This is a genomic window from Yersinia sp. 1652 StPb PI, from assembly GCF_041538345.1.
Classification (GTDB): Bacteria; Pseudomonadota; Gammaproteobacteria; order Enterobacterales; family Enterobacteriaceae; genus Yersinia; species Yersinia enterocolitica_E.
The window spans coordinates 2,408,312-2,427,695 of record NZ_JAULSM010000001.1 but is presented as its reverse complement, the minus strand read 5'-3'; the positions used below and the strand labels follow the sequence as shown (position 1 = coordinate 2,427,695).

The window sequence follows — 19,384 nt, the reverse complement described above, 5'->3', positions numbered from 1 at the left end:
AGTTGAGCGGAAAACTTTAGCACGAGGCTAACCGCATGATCGGTATACGATGGCGTAAATGTGAGTTGTATTTTTTTAGCGTATCGGCAGATCAAGATGCTGAAACCATTCAACTGAAACGACGGTTCGTATTATAAGCGGTAAGTAACGGGAAATGAAATAGAAAACAGAAACTCATTGCCGTTTTTTATAAAAAGGGGGAATTAGTCGCGCAAGTATTGCGAATATTTCTTAGTTTGTTGCGCAACTGGTGTGATTTTTAACATTTTTAGCCAATCCAGGGTTGAAAAACAAGCAGGAGGTGGCAGGGCGATTGGTTGATATTTATTGCTTTATCTCGGTTATATATTGCAGGAGATAGGGGGGTAAAAGAGTATTGGGAAGATTAAGAAAACAGAGAGTAAACCGCAAATGCAGAGTGGTGCGTTCTAATGGACTCGAACCATCGACCCCCACCATGTCAAGGTGGTGCTCTAACCAACTGAGCTAAGAACGCATCTAAAGATGATAAACCTGTTGCCAGAGTGGTGCGTCCGAATGGACTCGAACCATCGACCCCCACCATGTCAAGGTGGTGCTCTAACCAACTGAGCTACGGACGCACATTACCCGACTGACTTGACGCTACAGTGTTACCAACTGCAACGACTACTACCCTGGCGACTGAACTAACAAAATATTTAACGCAAGCTACATGCAATAAATTTGGTGCGTCCGAATGGACTCGAACCATCGACCCCCACCATGTCAAGGTGGTGCTCTAACCAACTGAGCTACGGACGCATCCTCTTTTATTACTCACCATCAATGCTGACAGCGGGGACGAATATTAACGAGCTGCCCGTCTGCTGGCAAGGGGAAAAACACAATATTCACCGCAAACTCACGTAATTGCTGCGCTTTTGCCCATTGCGCTGTTTTTTTCTCCATCTCGGTGTTTTACGCAGTCGCGACTTGCCAATATGAATTCTGCCCGTAAAGCCAGAGACTATCGGTACTAATGCGCCGCCTTTTGCAGGATAAATGCTGCTGGTTGTTTTTGTAACCAGCGGATGCGCAGTGCCATTAAAATCGCCGCAGAAGTTAAGCCAATAACGAACCCAATCCAGAAACCACTTGGCCCCATGGCGGGCACGATATAATCGGTCAGCCCCAGCACGTAACCACTCGGTAACCCCAGTAACCAATAGGCAGTAAAGGTAATAAAGAAGATCGAACGTGTATCCTTATAACCACGTAGCACACCGCTACCGATCACTTGAATCGCATCCGATAGCTGGTAAATAGCGGCCAGCAACATCAAGTGCGAGGCCATCATTACCACTGCCGGTGTTTTGTTGTACAGCAAGGCAATATGCTCGCGGAAAATAACGGTAAATACCGCAGTGACACAGGCCAGCATTAAACCCACGGCAATACTGGTATAAGCGGCCACTCTCGCTTGTTCTACCGAGCCTTGACCGAGGCGGAAACCAACACGAATGGTAGCTGCTACGCTCAGCGACATCGGTAACATAAACATTAATGAACTAAAGTTGAGCGCAATTTGGTGCCCGGCAACAGCGACAATGCCCAGGGGCGAAACCAGTAAGGCGACAACCGCGAACAGCGTCACTTCAAAGAAGAGTGCCAGAGCAACCGGCAGGCCAAGGCCACCCAAGCGTTTCATTACTTGCCAGTCCGGTGCGGCGAACCCTTTCTCCAGTTTGATATCTTGCTGTGAACGAGCGCGGGTGACATACCAGCGCATCATCAGGAACATCACCCAGTAGACTGTGCCTGTTGCCACCCCGCACCCGACGCCACCCAATGCCGGAGCACCGAATTTCCCGTAGATGAAAATATAGTTAACCGGAATATTCACGAGCAAACCAATAAAGCCGATAACCATCCCCGGCTTGGTTTTGGATAAACCTTCACATTGATTACGTAGCACCTGGAAGAAGAGATAGCCCGGCGCACCCCACATAATGGCATGCAGGAAGCCAACGGCTTTATCTGCTAGCACGGGGTCAATATTATGCATTTGCATAATAACGTGGTCGCTATTATATAGAACAAACATAATTAGCAGTGAAACGCAAAGCGCCAACCAAAACCCTTGCCTGACTTGATGGGCAATTTGATTGCGACGCCCGGAACCGTTGAGCTGTGCAACTGTCGGGGTTAGTGCCAACAACAAACCATGGCCAAATAAAATAGCCGGTAACCAGATAGAAGTACCTACCGCCACGGCAGCCATATCAGTAGCACTGACAGAACCGGCCATAATGGTGTCAACCACGCCCATGGCGGTTTGAGATAATTGCGCGATGACAACGGGAATAGCGAGAGCCAATAAGCTACGCGCTTCGACGATATACTTCTGCACGTATGCACCTTTCTCTACCCGTCGCCCTTCAATATACAGGGGTGTTGGCTGCCCTTGCTCACTCCAGACACTTAGTTATCTAAGCTGCTGGAGGTTCACGCGGTTGCCGCCTACCTGTATCTCGAAGTAACTTGGGTATAACCTAGTTATGATTTCAATAACGACTATTTATCGCGCCATGGGCGATAAATAAAATAGCGGAAAAACAATAAAGGATTGTACCTGCTCATCGCGCTTAAGCAATCTTTGTTACTAATTATCAGCTAAATACCTCTTATCTGTTTTTTTAGTGTAAGTGGTTTGGTTTTCCTTATCTTCTGAGGCAAAATCAAGGCAAAGAAACTTTCTTTCTATAGATAAGAGGCATGGCGTATGTTTACCGGTATTGTTCAAGGCACCGCGCCGGTGGTTGCCATCGAAGAAAAATCAAATTTCCGCACCCATGTAGTCGACATGCCAGCGGAGATGTTGCCTGAATTAGCGTTAGGCGCTTCTGTTGCCCACAATGGTTGCTGTCTGACAGTCACCGCCGTTGAGGGTAATCGGGTTAGCTTTGATTTAATGAAGGAGACACTGCGTATTACCAATTTGGGCGATATTAAGGTTGGTGATAGCGTTAATTTGGAACGTGCGGCTAAATTCAGTGATGAAATCGGTGGACATCTCATGTCCGGCCATATTATTTGTACTGCTGAGATTACCAAAATATACACATCAGAAAATAATCGTCAGATCTGGTTTCGTATGCCCAGCTTTGATTTAATGAAGTATGTGTTACACAAAGGTTTTATCGGTATTGATGGTATCAGCCTAACTATTGGTGAGGTTGTGGGGAACCGCTTCTGTGTACATCTGATACCAGAAACACTGTCGCGGACCACATTAGGTAAAAAGCGTTTGGGACATCGGGTAAATATCGAGATCGATCCACAAACCCAGGCGGTGGTGGACACGGTTGAGCGGGTATTGGCTCAGCGGGAAACTGTATCCGCTACGCCGGTAGTTGATAAGGTCACTCGCGGATAAATGTGGGCTTAACGTAAATAGGATAGGACAGGCAGTTCACCTGTCCTCTTTTAAGTATTAACGCGGCACGCGAATCCCACCCTCGACCCCATTAGGGCTGAATAATACTTGCCACAGTTGGATGTCTCTGGCGCGGAAAGCACCCGCACAGGCATTGAGATAATAGCTAAACATCCGCTCAAATCGTGACGAGTAATTCGCAGCCAGGCTCGGCCACGCGGTTTGAAAACGTTCATACCACGCCATCAGGGTGCGATCATAATCAGCGCCAAAATTGTGCCAATCTTCCATAATAAAATAAGGCTCACTGGCGTTAGCAATATGTTTTACTGACGGCAGGCAGCCATTAGGGAAGATATATTTATTAATCCACGGATCGATACTCAGATCGGTACGATTAGCACCGATGGTGTGCAGTAAAAACAGGCCATCTGGCTTCAAATTGCGGTTTACGACATCAAAATAGGTGTGATAGTTCTTTGGCCCGACATGCTCGAACATACCGACAGAAACGATACGATCGAACTGTTCGTTCAGATCACGGTAGTCTTGCAATAAAATAGTGACGTCTAAGCCTTCACAGCGTTTTTGTGCCAGTTTTTGTTGTTCAGCCGAAATGGTCACACCGGAAACGGCGACCCCGTAATGCCGGGCGGCATAGGCGGCGAGGCCCCCCCAGCCACAACCGATATCGAGCAATGTCATGCCCGGAGCCAATTGAAGTTTTTCGCAGATCATCCGCAGTTTATTTTCCTGCGCTTGCTCAAGGGTCGTGGCATCTTTCCAGTAAGCGCATGAGTATTGCATATTCGAATCGAGCATTAGGCTAAACAGATCATTACCCAGATCGTAATGTTCTTTGCCAACAATCCAGGCTCTTTTCTTTGATTGCAAATTAATAATACGCGCAGCAGCAATGCGTAAAGTATCTTTGAGATGGTGTGGAAGTTGATTTTCCAGGCCAGCCCTGAGAACCCGTTGGAAAAAGATATCCAAGCGGTCACATTCCCACCAGCCGTCCATATAACTCTCACCTAATGCCAAAGATCCTTCTTGAAGTATTCGTTTGAAAAAGTCTGGGTTATTGACTCGAATGTCGAAAGGGCGTGAGCCATTGATTTCAATATCAGCCCGATTCAGCATTTCTTGTACAATGCGAAACCAAGGGGTTTCTTGAATACTCTGGTCTTCTATACAGGATGAACTCATAGCTTCTCCATCACTTTCTTCTGACTTATGACCCGCGATACATGCAGATTCATACCAATAAGGTTGTCGTGACCTTGGTGTCTAATATCCATAACGGACAGAGGAAGATTAAGAAGAAACCCTAATAAAGATTGATTTAGGGTAACTCATCCATAAGCGTAAATGTGACGCAATCCACGCGCACAGAAAGTACTTAAGATAATGCTTTTTTTTAATGATATCGTAATTGGTTAAATCGAGTATAGGCTTGCCGGGAGGCTTTCTCAATAATAAATCACACCCGGCTCACGTGTTCCTTAGTGACTATTTCTATTGGAAATTAATTCACTCCGACCTTGACGCTACCGCTGTGTTAGCGGCTCTCGTTACTTAGCCCATCCTTGGATCTCGCCTCTATCAGGCCGCCGCTTGCAGCGTTCAAATCGATTTCCGACCCGAATCGTTCCTTATCCAGGCTCATCGTGGTTCATTCGCTTGTTGCTTTGCTGTGACACCGATGACGTTGGGCATCGAATTAGTATCATTTTTTTCTTTTCGCAATGCGTAGCAATGAATGCCATATCCTAAAAACGCCAGCACCACGGTCGACAACATCACGGTCACTGTTGCCAGCAATGGCTGGCTGATATAGGCCGATACCAACATACTGGCAACAAAACATAACCCGAGTTGAAGCGTATTTTGCAGCGCGGCTGCTTTACCGGTGTTCGCTGGAAAAGGCATTAATGCATTCGCTACGATAATAGGGTAGCAGGCACCATTCACCAGCGCCATTATGCAGAAGGGAATAAGTAAGGTCAGCAGCGTCGGCGTGGTTAACGTTGCTATCAGATAAAGTGCAATCATGCTGATTGCATATCCCGCCAACAGCCACGGCAGCAAGGTATTGCCCTTGATCCGGGAAAGAGCACTGCGACAACCAAATCCACCTAACAGGAAGGCCAGGGTCTGGGGGACATAACTTAATCCGATGACATTCGGGCTATAGCCCATATCACCCAGAATAAAAGGTGAACCGGTTAACCAGGCAAAGAAACCGGCACTACAGGCAGCAAACATCATTACGTTGCCACTGAATGTTGCCGACTTAAGCAACTGCCAGAAACTGATGTTGGTGCTACTGCGTGCCGCATTATCTTGTGCGGTTTTTTTGCGTTCGTTCAACCGCGCCGTTGGGATCAATAGCAGCAACGTAACGGCCAGTAGCACTACAAAAATTGAACGCCAACTGAAGTGGTTTAATAACCAGGCACCCAGCAGCGGAGCTAACGCGGGAGAGAGTGCTACGAGCGGCATAATGGTGGCAAACACGCGATTGGCCTTGCCATCGCGATAACGGTCTACCACTAACGCCTGCCAACTTACAGCAGCAGAACACACCCCTACCGCCTGAATAAAGCGGAGGACCAATAATTGTGTCGCATTTTCAACCCATAAGATCCCCAGACAACCGATGGCAAATAACGCCAAACCGGCTAACAGTACCGGTTTACGGCCTAACTTATCCGATACGGGTCCCCAGATAAGCTGAGCGATAGCAAAACCGGCGAGGAAGATACTTAAGCTGGCACTGATGGCGCCGGCAGACGTTTGAAGCTCTTGTTGCATTGCGCCAAAAGCGGGCAGATACATGTCAGTGGCCAAATAGCCCAACATACTCAGACCGGCCAGATAGAACATAAAACCAGACGACGTTTTCATTCTTTATTTCTCTTTATATCCTTGGTCCTTGAAACCGCAGAGGTGTTAGCAGCGGCTCCAATGACGTTGGCTAAATTATAATTTTTGCAGGCAAAACTTCTGTTATAGAAAATTAATTGCGGAGGGCATTCTATCCGCTGCGATATTCTGTTGTGAAACGGTAATATTTGCACCATGCTGTTAAAAAATTTGATAACAAATTGGTGATGTAAAAAGGTGACAAACCATGTGGTCTGAATATTCACTGGATGTGGTGGACGCAGTAGCCCGTACTGGGAGTTTCAGTGCTGCTGCTCAAGAATTGCACCGCGTACCGTCTGCGATTAGTTATACGGTGCGCCAATTGGAAGAGTGGCTGGCCGTTCCGCTGTTTGAACGACGTCATCGCGATGTGGAATTAACCGAAGCTGGCGTGGTTTTTATTAAAGATGCGCGAGATGTTATCAAAAAAATGAATGACACACGCCGTCAGTGTCAACAGGTGGCGAATGGTTGGCGTGGGCAGTTAAATATAGTGATAGATAAAATTGTTAAACCACAGCGTAGTCGCCGCTTAGTGTTGGATTTTTATCGACATTTTCCTGATATTGAACTGCGGGTACGCTATGAAGTATTCAACGGTGTGTGGGATGCGCTGGTGGATGGACAGGCGGAAATGGCCATTGGTGCGACCCGCGCGATCCCGGTTGGTGGGCGGTTCATCTTTCGCGACATGGGCTTTTTAAGCTGGCATTGTGTAGTGAGTGTCGATCATCCTTTAGCCCAATTAACCGAGCCACTTAGCGATAATCAGTTACGGCCTTATCCCTCACTTTGCCTGGAAGATACCGCTCGTAATTTACCTAAACGTGACACCTGGACTTTAGCAAACCAGCAGCGATTGGTCGCCCCGGACTGGGCAACGGGAATCGATTGCTTGTGTGCAGGATTGTGCATCGGGATGGTGCCGGCACACATGGTATCGCCGTTGATTGAGCAAGGGAAGCTAGCGGCACTGACGCTGGCTGAACCGTTGCCCGATAGTCCATGTTGCTTGACCTGGGAGCAGAACAACCATTCACCAGCATTGGCCTGGCTGCTGGAATATCTAGGTGACAGTGTCACACTTAATGCCGAATGGTTGAAAGATGACAGTGAGTTATCAATCAATGACTGAGAATTAATGAGGCAAGATTAGCCGCCGGTAGAGCTAAACACTACCGGCAGGAGAGGATTAACGGCGATAATCGAGGAACGGACCATCAGCGACAGAACGACGCTCAATCAGTTTAGGGTGTACCTCAATGGTCTGCGAATCTTCACGTTTGCTGACAATACGGTCAAGTAACATGGCAAAGGCCGTTTCGCCCAGGCGCTCTTTGGGCTGGTGAATAGTGGTTAGCGCCGGCGAGAAATAGCGCGCATTACGCACATTATCATACCCGATCACCGAAATATCTTGTGGTACCCGTAGGCCCAACTCATCAGCAGCACATATCGCGCCCATGGCCATAATATCGCCGCCACAGAACACCGCCGTTGGGCGATGTTTTTGTGTCAGGATTTGATGCATCGCTTTATAACCGGATTCCGGTTCAAAATCCCCTTGGACTACCCACTCATCACGCAGGGTAATATTTGCTTCTTCTAGTGCTTTCAGGAACCCCTGGTGGCGGCCACCACCGGTATTACGGGCTAACTGGCCGGGGATAGCCCCAATGTCACGATGACCGCGCTCAATCAGGTAACGGCCCGCCAAATAGCCACCTTCAAAGGCGTTATCAATAATCGAGTCAGTAAAATCACCCCGAGCGGTTCCCCAATCCATGACGACCATTGGGATATTGCGATATTCTTCCAACATCCCGAGTAGCTGCTCAGGATATTCTGAACACATCACCAGCAACCCATCGACACGTTTTTGTGCCAACATCGCCAGATAAGCTTTTTGCTTGTCCAGATTATTATGAGAATTACATAAAATCAGGGTATAACCTTTGCTATAACAACTATTTTCGACCGCTTCGATCACTTCGGCAAAATAGGGCGCTTCGCTGGATGTTGCCAGTAAACCAATTGATTTAGTGTGATTAACTTTCAAACTGCGGGCTACAGCGCTGGGTGAATAATGCAGTTCTTTAATGGCAGCCCACACCGCAGCCTTGGTATTCTCGGCGACGAAACGAGTTTTGTTGATAACGTGCGAAACGGTGGTGGTGGACACACCCGCGTGTTTGGCCACATCTTTAATCGTTGCCATAAAAAGAATGACTCCTAAGCTTACCGGTTACAGTAGGGTAAGTATTATGTTAATCGTTTGCCTGCATAACCCGAAAACCGCTCAGACAAAAACACGATATTAGGCTGGGAAGTTAAATCAGCTGATTGTCTGAGAGTATTTATTGGACGTTATTAGTCGGTATGCAGTTATGAACTGCGAATTTTGGCTGATCTGGAGGAAAAGTGAAAGGGGTAATCAAAGTTATAAAGTGCGTAATGAGCACAAGATTTTTTTTCTGAACTGTGGGAAAATAATTTAACACACTAACTATGTGCCTTTTCTCTACTACAAACTAACCGGCTAAGGAGTTTTTATGGATACCAATCTGAAAATGTCGCTGATTACGACTGTTGGTGCGCTGGCGATGATTATTGTCTTTAGCTTCGTGGCGGTAATGAATTAATTAAACCGCTTGCCGGTGTGAAGTGATAAGTAGGGCGGGTTAACCCCGCCCTTAATTATTTTTACGCGTAATGCGACGATGGATTGTCACTCTTCTTGCCGTATCAGGCTAAATTTTTCTCAACGAAAGACCAGTTAACCAGTGCCCAGAAGTTTTCCAGGTATTTTGGCCGCGCATTGCGGTAATCAATATAGTAAGCATGTTCCCACACATCTACGGTTAACACCGGTTTATCGTTGGTGGTCAGTGGAGTTGCTGCATTAGACGTACTGACAATCGCCAGTGTGCCATCTGCTTTTTTAACCAGCCAGGTCCAGCCCGCACCAAAGTTTTTTACTGCCGCATCAGTAAATTGCGCTTTAAATTCAGCAAAAGAACCAAATGATTGATTAATGGCATCGGCAACTTTGCCCGTAGGTTCGCCGCCGCCGTTAGGTGACAGGCAGTGCCAGTAGAAGGTGTGGTTCCAGACTTGGGCCGCATTATTAAAGATCCCGCCATTAGAGGTTTTTACAATCTCTTCCAGCGTCTTACCCGCAAACTCAGTGTCTTTAATCAAGTTATTGAGATTAACCACATAGGTGTTGTGATGCTTGCCGTAGTGGTATTCCAGCGTTTCAGCTGAGATGTGGGGCTCTAGCGCATTTTGCGCATAGGGTAATGCCGGTAATTCAAAAGACATAGCTCTCTCCTTTCGGGGTTGCTCAGGGTGTTTGCTCCTCAAATCACATCAATTGCCACGGGCAGTGAGGTGGCGAAGAGCGGTTAAAGCTTAATTGTTGTATTTTTGTTGTGGGTATTAATCTTAACAACTTTCAACAAGAATGACAGATATAACCACACTGTTTGATGGGCGATTGTATCAACGTTATGCAATGGGGATAACAAGTGCAGGGGCGTTATTGTGCCATCAGCACCCGGTGGTGAGACCACCGGGCGCAGACTGAAGTCTTAGCGGATGGTTTTCGGGGTGACCACACGGCGTGCGCCAACGTAATGATCCTGCCAGTAGTCATTGTCCAGCATACTGATACGAATTTCTTCGCCAGTGCGTGGGGACTGAATGAACTTACCGTTACCCAGATAGACGCCTACATGGTCGGCGACGCCACGGTTGGCAATATTGAAGAACACTAAATCCCCACTCTCCAGCTCAGCGCGTTTGACGGGGGCGGCGTCACGCAAGTGATACATCTCGTTCGCGGTACGCGGCATTTTTATTCTGATCACGTCTTTATAGGCGTAATAGATAAGCCCGCTGCAATCAAATCCGGTATTAGGAGAGGTGCCACCCCAACGATAAGGTTTACCGACTTGCTTCATCAGTTTGCTCATCGCGGTCTGTTTGGCGTGTTGATAGCGTTTTTTATGCGCTGGACTGAGCTTGATTTTACTATTGGCGACTAATTCGGTAGCCGCTTTGCCTTGGCTTTTATTTCTGTGTCGGCCATAAGCGACTTTTTCTGTTTTTTTATCTGCGGCCACTTTTTTATTGGCTGCAGTTTTAATATTGGTTTTTTTCGGATTGCTGGTTTTTTTTGTAGCGATTTTACTGACTTCCTGCGTTTTCTTTTTAATGGTTTTAGTCGTGCCGGCGGCAATTTTCTTTTTATCGCTGCTGGTTGCTGTTTTATTGGTAGTCACTTTGTTGGTAGGGGTTTTATTGCTGGCTACTTTTACTTTTTTGGTACTTTTATCTGCTTTACGTTTTTTACGATCATCAGGGCTGGCCTGGCTGACCTGTCCTTTCTTCTGCTCAGCAGACACATGAGCCTGCGGCGACGCATGCGCCAGATTTAAAAATAGCTGGGTAAACAGCAGCACAAACAGCGTAAATATTAAACGCATAATAACGCTACCAACCTTGCCCTGAGATGAATATGAAGAGTCACAGTATTGCCGAAACTCACGATATAAAAAAGCAGAGAGCGACAGGATCTTAATCGATATTGTGAGAAAACATTAATGGCTTAGATATTGTCGCTTTTTCACACGTCTAATGGACTTAAATCAACCATACGTCAACGAGTTATCTCTTTCCTACTTGAAGCCGCAGGGCAATCCCATAAAGAAGATAATAGTGAAGTGATGGGATCAAAAATGTTATTCTAAATGCACATATTTGTAGCTGACAATATAACCATTCGTCCATGGAGTAAAGCCCCTGCAAAAGATGGCGTTTTATTCCAGTGGTAACAGTCGCTACAATAGGCCGGACGCAATAATAAAACAGCCCTAATGGATAGGTTCTAAGTATTGTAGCCACTATATGGCTTGAGGAAGCAAGAAATGACGACGATTGATAAAATCCAGCGCCAGATAGCAGAAAACCCAATCCTGCTTTATATGAAGGGTTCACCAAAGTTACCTAACTGCGGTTTCTCGGCTCAGGCTGTGCAGGCGCTGTCTGCCTGTGGCGAACGCTTTGCTTATGTTGATATCCTGCAAAACCCGGATATTCGTGCGGAACTGCCAAAATATGCTAACTGGCCAACCTTCCCACAATTGTGGGTTGATGGTGAATTGGTCGGCGGTTGTGACATTCTGATGGAAATGTATCAGCGTGGCGAACTACAACAGTTGTTGAAAGAAACCGCTGACAAATACCGTGCACAAGAAGAAAAGCCTGCCGCAGAATAGGGCATGTGTGTTTTCGGTGACAAAAATAAAAAGGTGGCCTTTGAGCCACCTTTTTTTGAACGTAAAATTGTTGCGTCTTCTCTCATGAACAATCTTCTCTCATGAACACTGCGCTATTCGGATTCCCCCGCCGGTATAGGCCAGCCACCCAGTTTTTTCCAGCGGTTAACCAGTTCACAGAATAATTTTGCCGTTTGCATGGTGTCATACAATGCGGAGTGCGCCTGACTACTATCAAACGGAATACCTGCCGTCAGGCAGGCTTTCGCCAGCACAGTTTGCCCTAGCACCAGCCCACTGAGCGCCGCAGTATCAAAGGTTGCAAATGGGTGGAACGGGTTACGTTTCAAACTGGCGCGTTCAGCAGCAGCCATCACGAAGCTGTGATCAAAATTGGCGTTGTGTGCCACGATAATAGCTCGGTTACAGCCTTGATCTTTCAGCCCTTTACGCACGGCTTTAAAGATGGCATGCAAAGCATCGTATTCACTCACAGCACCACGCAAAGGGTTGGTCGGGTCAATGCCATTAAATGCCAGTGCTTCTGGTTGCAGATTGGCACCCTCAAAGGGTTCTACATGGAAATGCAGCGTTTCATCGGGTAATAACCAACCATCCTTGTTCATCTGCAAGGTCACGGCAGCAATTTCTAATAATGCATCGGTTTGCGCATTAAAACCGGCGGTTTCCACATCAATTACAACGGGGTAATACCCACGAAAACGGCCACTTAGGGCGTTAAGATCACTTTTATCTGCCATCAGTTTCTTATCTTCATCGAATTCAGCGCGCATTATGTCAAATTTTAGCGCGGGATGCAGGGGGATATCGCGATGAGAAAAAAGGCACCTTAGGTGCCTTTGCGCTAATCAGTTGCCAAGGCCGTGTCCGGCGCTCTTATTCTCGATTAACTCGATTTTGTAACCGTCGGGATCTTCGACAAAAGCAATAATAGTATTACCGCCTTTTACCGGGCCGGCTTCACGGGTCACATTCCCACCAGCCTGACGAATTTGATCGCAGGTAGTGGCAACATCATCCACGCCCAGCGCCAGGTGACCAAATGCAGTCCCCATGTCGTAACTGCTCACGTCCCAGTTATAGGTCAGTTCAATCACTGAACCTTCACTTTCATCGCTATAACCGACGAAAGCCAGCGAGTATTTATACTCCGTGTTTTCGCTGGTACGCAGTAAACGCATCCCTAATACCTTGGTGTAAAAATCGATAGAGCGTTGCAGGTCACCAACGCGGATCATGGTATGGAGTAAGCGCTTCATAATACCTCTTTATAATCAACAGTTTAAAGTTTTAAAATCATTATAAATCAAAACTGATATATAATCATATAGTAATATCATCCCGCTCACTACCATGACTCTTCTGATATTTGGTTATCATTATGGCGGGATTGTCCCTGGAAAGGGGGGAATAAATTGACTTTTTTGTGACATTATGTCAGTACACTATTCTGATTCGGTAAAATATCTGTATTATCCCATGGTTAGTCGTAGGAATTTTATGGATATTATTCTTATGGATGAATCATTAAATGGACCCTTTAGTTGTAGCGATAGCAGAAGCGTTATTTAATTTATTGGTAAGCTTATTTTCTTTTTTATTTTCGATAATACTCTTCGTGGTTGAAGCAATCTATTCTTTAAGCTACGGTGCTAAATGGATACGTATATTAATCACAGTAGGCGTATTGAGTGTTATTGCGGGTAGTATCGTGTTTTTTGCCATGATATGAAGATCAATTTAATCGACTCTCCCGCTATGCGTTCTTGTGGTTAGTCATCTGCATGTTAAATAATATCATTAAAAAACAATCTGTTAATTTATAGTTGAGTGTCGGGGAGTACCGTCACTTCTGAAATATCAGTTTGATGCCTAGCAGCGCCATGACCAAACCACCAATACGGTCAAAATATATTTTGAAACGCATATAATAGTTTCTTGGTACCGGGGCGGACAGGACACAAGCGACGATTGCGTACCAAATGAGGTCAATCAAGAATGCCAGAACAGGTAACACAATATACATCCAGCCCACGATATTCTGAGTAAGGATTGCGGCAAATATGCCGCCAAAAACCAGTGCTGTATTAGGATTACTAATTTGTGTAATAAGCCCGATATAAAATGAACGAGACAGACTTGTTTGTCCGCCAACCTCGGGTTCAAATTTTATTGCTTTTTTAGGCGCGAAAAACATTTTAAAGGCTAAATAAATGAGATAAAAACCGCCGCCGATTTTAAGTGACATATATAGCCAAGGTACGGTGAGTAGCAAAGATTGCAAACCAAGCAGAGCGACCAAGGCAAAGAATGCACACCCGGTGCCCATGCCTAAAGCAACGGCTAAAGCATTTTTAAGTGAGGATGACATTGCCGTTCGCGCAACAAGGATGAAACTCGGCCCTGGAGACATAGCCCCTAAAGCTATCACTCCACTGATGGTTAAAACAGCAATAATAGCACTGTCCATGTTATCCTCCCTGTAAGTATTCCTCTGTTTCTACTCGTCATTTTTTACAAAATCAATGGCTTTATCTTGTTTCCAAAGAATTCGAAATGAATCACTAAATACTCAAGTCGATAGGGGGTTGTATTACATCATCCGTAGTGGGGGCGATTGCGCCATTCTTTGTGTTATCTCACCTGTAGCCATAAACAAAACAGCCAGTCAGAGGGTTAATCTAACTGGCTGTTATTTAATGATTTAATTTACGGGCGAATCACAGAGTTGGGTAGTCGGTATAACCTTTTGCGCCACCGCCATAGAAGGTATCACCATCTGGTTCATTCAACGGAGCCTGTTGTTGCAGGCGGGTTACCAGATCCGGGTTAGAAATATAGCTACGGCCAAAGGCGACAGCATCAATAAACCCTTTATCAATGAGCTCTTCAGCTTTTTCAGCCGTGTATGCACCGGCACCCACAATCACACCTTTGAATTTGGCGCGCACGGCATCACGGAATGCGTCGGAGTAAGGCTTACCACCCGCCCAGTCGGGTTCTGACATGTGCAGATAAGCAATATGACGTTTGTTCAACTCGTCAATGAGGTACAACGCAGCCTCTTCCTGATCCTCGCCATTATCCAAGCCGTTGAATGGCCCCAATGGTGAAATACGAATACCAATATGTTCAGCGCCCCATTCGGCTACTGTTGCATCAACCACTTCCAATGTCAGACGGGTACGGTTTTCAATACTACCACCGTATTGGTCGGTACGTTGATTGGATGCCGGAGACATAAATTGATGCAGCAGGTAGCCGTGGGCTGCATGCAATTCAATATAGTCAAAGCCAGCTTCACGGGCATTCGCTGTTGCCTGGCGGAAATCATTAATGATGCCAGGGATCTCTTCTGTTTCCAGGGCGCGTGGGGTGGAGCAGGGAACGCGTACCCAGGCTCCCGTTTCATCGCGCACGGTGGTGCGGGTATCCGCGGCAATGGCTGAAGGTGCTACCGGCGCTTGCTGACCTGGCTGCAAACTGTTGTGCGAGATACGGCCGACATGCCATAACTGTACAGCAATATGTCCACCGTCTTCATGCACCGCCTGCGTGATTTTTTTCCATGCGTTTAACTGTTCCTGAGTGTGTAACCCTGGAGCACCCGCATAGCCTTTCGCCTGGAAAGAAATCTGGGTGGCTTCGGTAATAATCAAACCGGCGCTGGCCCGTTGACGGTAATATTCAGCCATCAGAGGAGTTGGAATATCACCTGGCTCAATGCTGCGCAAGCGCGTTAGCGGAGCCATAAATACGCGGTTTGGCAATGTGAGCGCGCCAACTTTCAAAGGGGAGAACAGTTTAGCAGTCTTCATGGTGCGTCCTATATTAATAGACCAGTCAACTAGCAACTGGGTAAATTCTGAAAAACAAAAGTGTTAGCTTCAGAATCATTGGATTATGGGGTTGGTTGTAGAATCAGTTCGATACTTTCTAGCGCACAGGTCAGCGGAGCAACCGATCGTTTCACTTTAGCCCGCAGTGAAGCACCGAGCCACAAGGCATACAGTGTTTCAGCGGTTGCCGCCGGTGAGAGCGTAATGCGCAGCGAGCCTTCAGCAATACCGGCTTCAATGGCATCTTGCAACCGACCAATCACACGGGCAGTGCCGATATCCAATGCATGGCGCATAGGTTCGGATAAGTCACTTACCTCTGCTGATAGTTTCACCGCCAGACAAGCATTGTGGCATTCACTGCCACAATAGTTAGCAATAGCTTGAGCAAAATAGTGCAACAAATGGTGGCGCATATCACCTTGTGAATGGGTGAGCAGGCTTTCCATTTCAGCGTCGTAACGATCAAAATAACGCTGTAGCATCGCTTCACCAAAAACTTCCTTAGAACGGAAATAGTGATAAAACGAGCCTTTCGGTATGCCTGCCGTGGTCAGTAACAGGCTGAGACCCATACCATTAAAGCCAAGACGCAGGCTAAGGCTCTCACCGGTTGCTAACAGATGTTCACGGGTGTCTATGTGTGTGTGCTGTATTTTGTTCATGTCGCAAAGCGTAATAGACCAATCGGTCTAGGTCAAGAAAAAAATGCCAGCGGAGGGAAACGCTGGCATCAAACTCACTATCAGGTATTAACTCTTTACGGACTTTTTTGACTGATTCTTTCGCCCTGGGTTCGGCATTTCTGTAGTAAATCTAGTTCTGATTGGTATTCACTGGTTTGAATATTCATCATGCCCAATAAGGTATGGAACAGATTATCTTGTGATATTTCATCATGTTGTGCACTGGATGATAAGCACTGACGGTCAATGCCATAGTTTTTTGTATATTCAGGTGATAGCCACATTAGAAATGGTATATGTGTCTGCTGACTTGGGGCGAACATATAAGGGGTACCGTGCAAATACATACCATTTTCGCCTAATGACTCACCGTGATCAGAGAGATAGACCAGCGCAGTGTTAAAGTTATTATTGTGTTGTTGCAATAACTTAATGGTGTTACCCAACATCGCATCGGTATAAAGAATAGAGTTATCGTAGGTATTTACCAATTCCTGTGGGGTGCAATCCTGAATTTGGTTGCTATCACAGGTAGGGGAAAACTGGCGAATCTCTGGGGTTGAGCGGCGATAATAAGCCGGCCCGTGGCTGCCCATTTGGTGTAAGACAATGACACCGTCACCTTGTAGCCCATTAATATAATTATCTAATTTATACAATAATGCGTTATCTAAACAGACCCCGTTCTCGCAATCGGCGGTGAGCTGCAATTGGGTAACATCCTGATGTGGAATGCGATCGCAGGCACCTTTACAACCCCCGTCATTTTCGCGCCATAAGACATTCAAGCCAGCGTGGGCAAGAATATCCATTAAGCCCTCCTGATGACTGGCGAGGGTGGCATCATAATTTTTGCGCGCCATATTCGAGAACATACAAGGTACCGACACCGCAGTTTCAGTCCCGCAGGATGATGCTTTGCTGAAATAGGTAACATCTTGTTTTTTTAGGTTCGGGTTGGTTTCTCGCCCATAACCGCCCAAGGAGAAATTCTCTGCACGGGCAGTTTCACCAACCACGAGAATGACCAGCGTTTTCTTTTGTTGCCCACTAATCAATGGGCCTTTATGGGCATCTTCACCGAGTGTTACCAGTGGCAGATTACGGGTGAAATATTTGTGTTTAGTGAATTGAAAACTGCCACTGACAAAGTTGGATGGGGTTAACATTTTAACGATGTTTTTATTATTACGAATCAACGATGCATAATCTTTATAAAACAGGGCAGCAACCAACAGAATAATTACTGCTGATATCAAAATATTTGCTGCGCGCAGCCCCAACATATACCACCATGGGCGGCTGACCCGAATACGGGCAAAGCAGACCAGGGTCGCAGGAATAATACCCGCCACCAGTAGCCATAGGGCCATACGGGGAGTGAAAAGAGCGGCCGCCTCTTGTGAGTTGGTTTCAAAGGCATTTTGCATCATATTGGCGTCAATGACGGCACCATAACTAAACATAAAATAGTTTGCCGCCGCGCTGCCCAACAGCAATAGAATAATGATTGGCTTATGCAGAAAGGGCACAGCTAACAGGCTAAATATGATGTTCAGTGCGCAAAATATCACCACCGGAATTGTCGCGGCGAAGAAGTAACTGTCACTGCTGTCAAAATGGATCAGCGACCAGGCTTTCGCAATAAACAGTGCGTTATGACCCAGAGTGAAAAAGAGTGCACTGGCCAGGATAAAACTCAGACTGTTACACTGTAACTTATATCGAACATTCATTGTGAAAATGGAATCCTACAGTTCACTAATTACCTGAATGGTATCGAATGAAACTTAAGATAACCTTAGCGGTTAAGGGCCGCGCCTCGGCGCTGATAGCGGATTTTTACAACCGTAAACAAATTGGACTTGCCAGCTGCGGTGAAGCAGTCTTCAATTAAGGTATCAGCCGCAGGAGGCAGCGTGTCTCAGCAACTTGAGTTTTTCGACATTCCCAGTCCGTGCCGTGGCATCTGCCAAACAGATGACCGTGGCTTTTGCCGTGGCTGCCTGCGTAGCAGGGATGAGCGCTTTAATTGGATGAAAATGAGTGACCCGCAGAAACGGGATGTATTGCGTTTATGCCGCCAACGTCTACTGCGCTTGCAGCGTGGTAACAAACAAGTCGATGAGCCGTTACCAGAACAACCTTCCTTATTCTAATTCGCGCTTAATCGGTCTTAAACTTTACCATTTCTGGCTATTTTACCGCTAAGCCCCCGTTTGACCTTGAATTGATGGTTCAGGGAGGATTTAACCTTACCGCCGGTTGTGTATGCTTATAGGTAGATAAACAGATGAGGTAGCTAATAATGGATACACGTAGCCAACTGGCTCCGCTTGGACCTGAATTTTCACGTATGATTTGCGGTTATTGGCGGCTGATGGAATGGGGCATGACGCCTGAGCAGTTGTTGGTTTTTATCGAGCAACACATTGAGTTGGGTATTACTACGGCGGATCATGCTGATATTTACGGCGGTTATCAGTGTGAACAAGCATTTGGCCAGGCCTTACGGCTTAAACCGTCCTTGCGTGACCAACTGGAGCTGGTGAGTAAATGTGGCATTGCCACCACGGCTAAACCGGAACATGCGTTGGGGCACTACATTACGGATAGTTTACATATCATTGCAAGTGCTGAGCAATCATTGGCCCATTTGCACACTGATTATCTTGATTTACTGCTGATTCACCGACCGGACCCGTTGATGGATGCCGATGAGGTGGCAGAAGCCTTCACCCAACTGCACAAAAGCGGCAAAGTAAAATATTTCGGTGTGTCAAACTTTACCCCTGCGCAATTCAATTTACTGCAATCACGCCTGCCATTCTCGCTGGTCACGAATCAGGTAGAGATTTCGCCGCTGCATCAGCCTGCTATTGTCGATGGTACGCTCGATGCCTGCCAGCAACTGCGTATCAAACCCATGGCATGGTCTTGTCTCGGTGGCGGTAGGTTGTTCAGCGACCCGGAGTACCAGGCATTACGTGATGAGTTGCAGGCGGTAGCTGACGAAATCGGTGCAGCAAGCATTGAGCAAGTGGTTTATGCCTGGGTGCTACGTTTGCCGTCAGCACCGCTGCCGATTATTGGCTCTGGCAAGATAGAGCGGGTTAAAGCCGCATGGGCATCACTCTCCTTGACGATGACGCGCCAGCAGTGGTTCCGCATTCGTCGTGCTGCACTGGGTTATGACGTGCCTTAAGCTTCTTTTCTGCGCCAGTAAGC

General features: G+C 46.6%; 18 protein-coding genes and 3 tRNA genes. 6 read left to right on the top strand and 15 right to left on the bottom strand.

The window, feature by feature from the left end:
• Window positions 1–419 precede the first annotated feature (419 nt).
• The 4 genes from Q2T71_RS11170 to Q2T71_RS11155 all read right to left on the bottom strand — a co-directional run bounded on the left by Q2T71_RS11170 (window position 420) and on the right by Q2T71_RS11155 (window position 2,371).
• Window positions 420–496, bottom strand: a tRNA-Val gene (locus Q2T71_RS11170).
• A gap of 29 nt (window positions 497–525) precedes the next feature.
• Window positions 526–602, bottom strand: a tRNA-Val gene (locus tag Q2T71_RS11165).
• 104 nt (window positions 603–706) lie between these two features.
• Window positions 707–783: transfer RNA gene (locus Q2T71_RS11160), tRNA-Val, on the bottom strand.
• Between the two features lie 214 nt (window positions 784–997).
• Entirely contained in the window at window positions 998–2,371 is a 1,374-nt protein-coding gene (locus Q2T71_RS11155; RefSeq protein ID WP_372559122.1) for an MATE family efflux transporter, read from the bottom strand.
• A 372-nt stretch (window positions 2,372–2,743) separates the two neighbouring features.
• On the opposite strand from Q2T71_RS11155, the gene Q2T71_RS11150 reads away from it, so the two are divergent.
• Window positions 2,744–3,397 (top strand): riboflavin synthase subunit alpha, encoded by a 654-nt coding sequence (locus Q2T71_RS11150; RefSeq protein WP_372559121.1) that lies wholly within the window; start codon window positions 2,744–2,746, stop codon window positions 3,395–3,397.
• 57 nt (window positions 3,398–3,454) lie between these two features.
• On the opposite strand, the gene cfa is transcribed toward Q2T71_RS11150, so the two are convergent.
• Together cfa and punC are read right to left on the bottom strand one after the other, a co-directional pair.
• Window positions 3,455–4,606 carry a cyclopropane fatty acyl phospholipid synthase gene (gene cfa / locus Q2T71_RS11145; protein ID WP_372559120.1) on the bottom strand — a complete coding sequence of 384 codons (1,152 nt, stop codon included), beginning with the start codon at window positions 4,604–4,606 and terminating at the stop codon, window positions 3,455–3,457.
• A gap of 456 nt (window positions 4,607–5,062) precedes the next feature.
• On the bottom strand, window positions 5,063–6,307 hold the full coding sequence (gene punC, locus Q2T71_RS11140) for a purine nucleoside transporter PunC (RefSeq protein WP_372559119.1): 1,245 nt from the start codon (window positions 6,305–6,307) through the stop codon (window positions 5,063–5,065).
• 226 nt (window positions 6,308–6,533) lie between these two features.
• Between punC and punR the strand changes: the two genes are divergently transcribed.
• Window positions 6,534–7,463: a DNA-binding transcriptional activator PunR gene (gene punR, locus Q2T71_RS11135; RefSeq protein ID WP_372559118.1), complete on the top strand. Its 930-nt coding sequence runs from the start codon at window positions 6,534–6,536 to the stop codon at window positions 7,461–7,463.
• Between the two features lie 57 nt (window positions 7,464–7,520).
• On the opposite strand, the gene purR is transcribed toward punR, so the two are convergent.
• Window positions 7,521–8,546, bottom strand: a complete 1,026-nt coding sequence (gene purR / locus Q2T71_RS11130; RefSeq protein WP_083158735.1) for an HTH-type transcriptional repressor PurR — start codon at window positions 8,544–8,546, stop codon at window positions 7,521–7,523.
• 334 nt (window positions 8,547–8,880) lie between these two features.
• On the opposite strand from purR, the gene Q2T71_RS11125 reads away from it, so the two are divergent.
• Complete coding sequence (locus Q2T71_RS11125) at window positions 8,881–8,970, top strand: YnhF family membrane protein (protein WP_019079325.1); 90 nt, start codon at window positions 8,881–8,883, stop codon at window positions 8,968–8,970.
• A gap of 103 nt (window positions 8,971–9,073) precedes the next feature.
• Here Q2T71_RS11125 and sodB read toward each other — a convergent pair whose 3' ends face one another.
• Together sodB and Q2T71_RS11115 are read right to left on the bottom strand one after the other, a co-directional pair.
• Complete coding sequence (gene sodB / locus Q2T71_RS11120; RefSeq protein WP_372559117.1) at window positions 9,074–9,652, bottom strand: superoxide dismutase [Fe]; 579 nt, start codon at window positions 9,650–9,652, stop codon at window positions 9,074–9,076.
• A 269-nt stretch (window positions 9,653–9,921) separates the two neighbouring features.
• Window positions 9,922–10,818 carry a C40 family peptidase gene (locus Q2T71_RS11115; protein ID WP_372559116.1) on the bottom strand — a complete coding sequence of 299 codons (897 nt, stop codon included), beginning with the start codon at window positions 10,816–10,818 and terminating at the stop codon, window positions 9,922–9,924.
• A gap of 441 nt (window positions 10,819–11,259) precedes the next feature.
• On the opposite strand from Q2T71_RS11115, the gene Q2T71_RS11110 reads away from it, so the two are divergent.
• Window positions 11,260–11,610 carry a Grx4 family monothiol glutaredoxin gene (locus tag Q2T71_RS11110; RefSeq protein ID WP_083158738.1) on the top strand — a complete coding sequence of 117 codons (351 nt, stop codon included), beginning with the start codon at window positions 11,260–11,262 and terminating at the stop codon, window positions 11,608–11,610.
• A gap of 113 nt (window positions 11,611–11,723) precedes the next feature.
• On the opposite strand, the gene rnt is transcribed toward Q2T71_RS11110, so the two are convergent.
• The 6 genes from rnt to eptA form a co-directional block, all read right to left on the bottom strand.
• Window positions 11,724–12,404, bottom strand: coding sequence for a ribonuclease T (gene rnt / locus Q2T71_RS11105; RefSeq protein ID WP_193784653.1), 681 nt, complete (start codon window positions 12,402–12,404; stop codon window positions 11,724–11,726).
• Window positions 12,405–12,479: 75 nt separating this feature from the next.
• Complete coding sequence (gene gloA / locus Q2T71_RS11100; protein ID WP_372559115.1) at window positions 12,480–12,890, bottom strand: lactoylglutathione lyase; 411 nt, start codon at window positions 12,888–12,890, stop codon at window positions 12,480–12,482.
• 587 nt (window positions 12,891–13,477) lie between these two features.
• Window positions 13,478–14,101, bottom strand: a complete 624-nt coding sequence (locus tag Q2T71_RS11095; protein ID WP_372559114.1) for a LysE family translocator — start codon at window positions 14,099–14,101, stop codon at window positions 13,478–13,480.
• Window positions 14,102–14,351: 250 nt separating this feature from the next.
• Window positions 14,352–15,449, bottom strand: coding sequence for an alkene reductase (locus tag Q2T71_RS11090; protein ID WP_083158740.1), 1,098 nt, complete (start codon window positions 15,447–15,449; stop codon window positions 14,352–14,354).
• An 83-nt stretch (window positions 15,450–15,532) separates the two neighbouring features.
• Complete coding sequence (locus tag Q2T71_RS11085) at window positions 15,533–16,135, bottom strand: TetR/AcrR family transcriptional regulator (protein WP_083158741.1); 603 nt, start codon at window positions 16,133–16,135, stop codon at window positions 15,533–15,535.
• A gap of 95 nt (window positions 16,136–16,230) precedes the next feature.
• Window positions 16,231–17,892, bottom strand: a complete 1,662-nt coding sequence (gene eptA, locus Q2T71_RS11080; RefSeq protein ID WP_372559113.1) for a phosphoethanolamine transferase EptA — start codon at window positions 17,890–17,892, stop codon at window positions 16,231–16,233.
• Window positions 17,893–18,075: 183 nt separating this feature from the next.
• On the opposite strand from eptA, the gene Q2T71_RS11075 reads away from it, so the two are divergent.
• Both Q2T71_RS11075 and Q2T71_RS11070 read left to right on the top strand, forming a co-directional pair.
• The gene (locus Q2T71_RS11075; RefSeq protein ID WP_372559112.1) at window positions 18,076–18,315 is read left to right on the top strand and encodes a DUF1289 domain-containing protein; all 240 of its coding nucleotides are present in this window, start codon (window positions 18,076–18,078) and stop codon (window positions 18,313–18,315) included.
• A 149-nt stretch (window positions 18,316–18,464) separates the two neighbouring features.
• Window positions 18,465–19,361 (top strand): aldo/keto reductase family oxidoreductase, encoded by an 897-nt coding sequence (locus Q2T71_RS11070; protein WP_372559111.1) that lies wholly within the window; start codon window positions 18,465–18,467, stop codon window positions 19,359–19,361.
• Window positions 19,362–19,384: the final 23 nt, after the last annotated feature.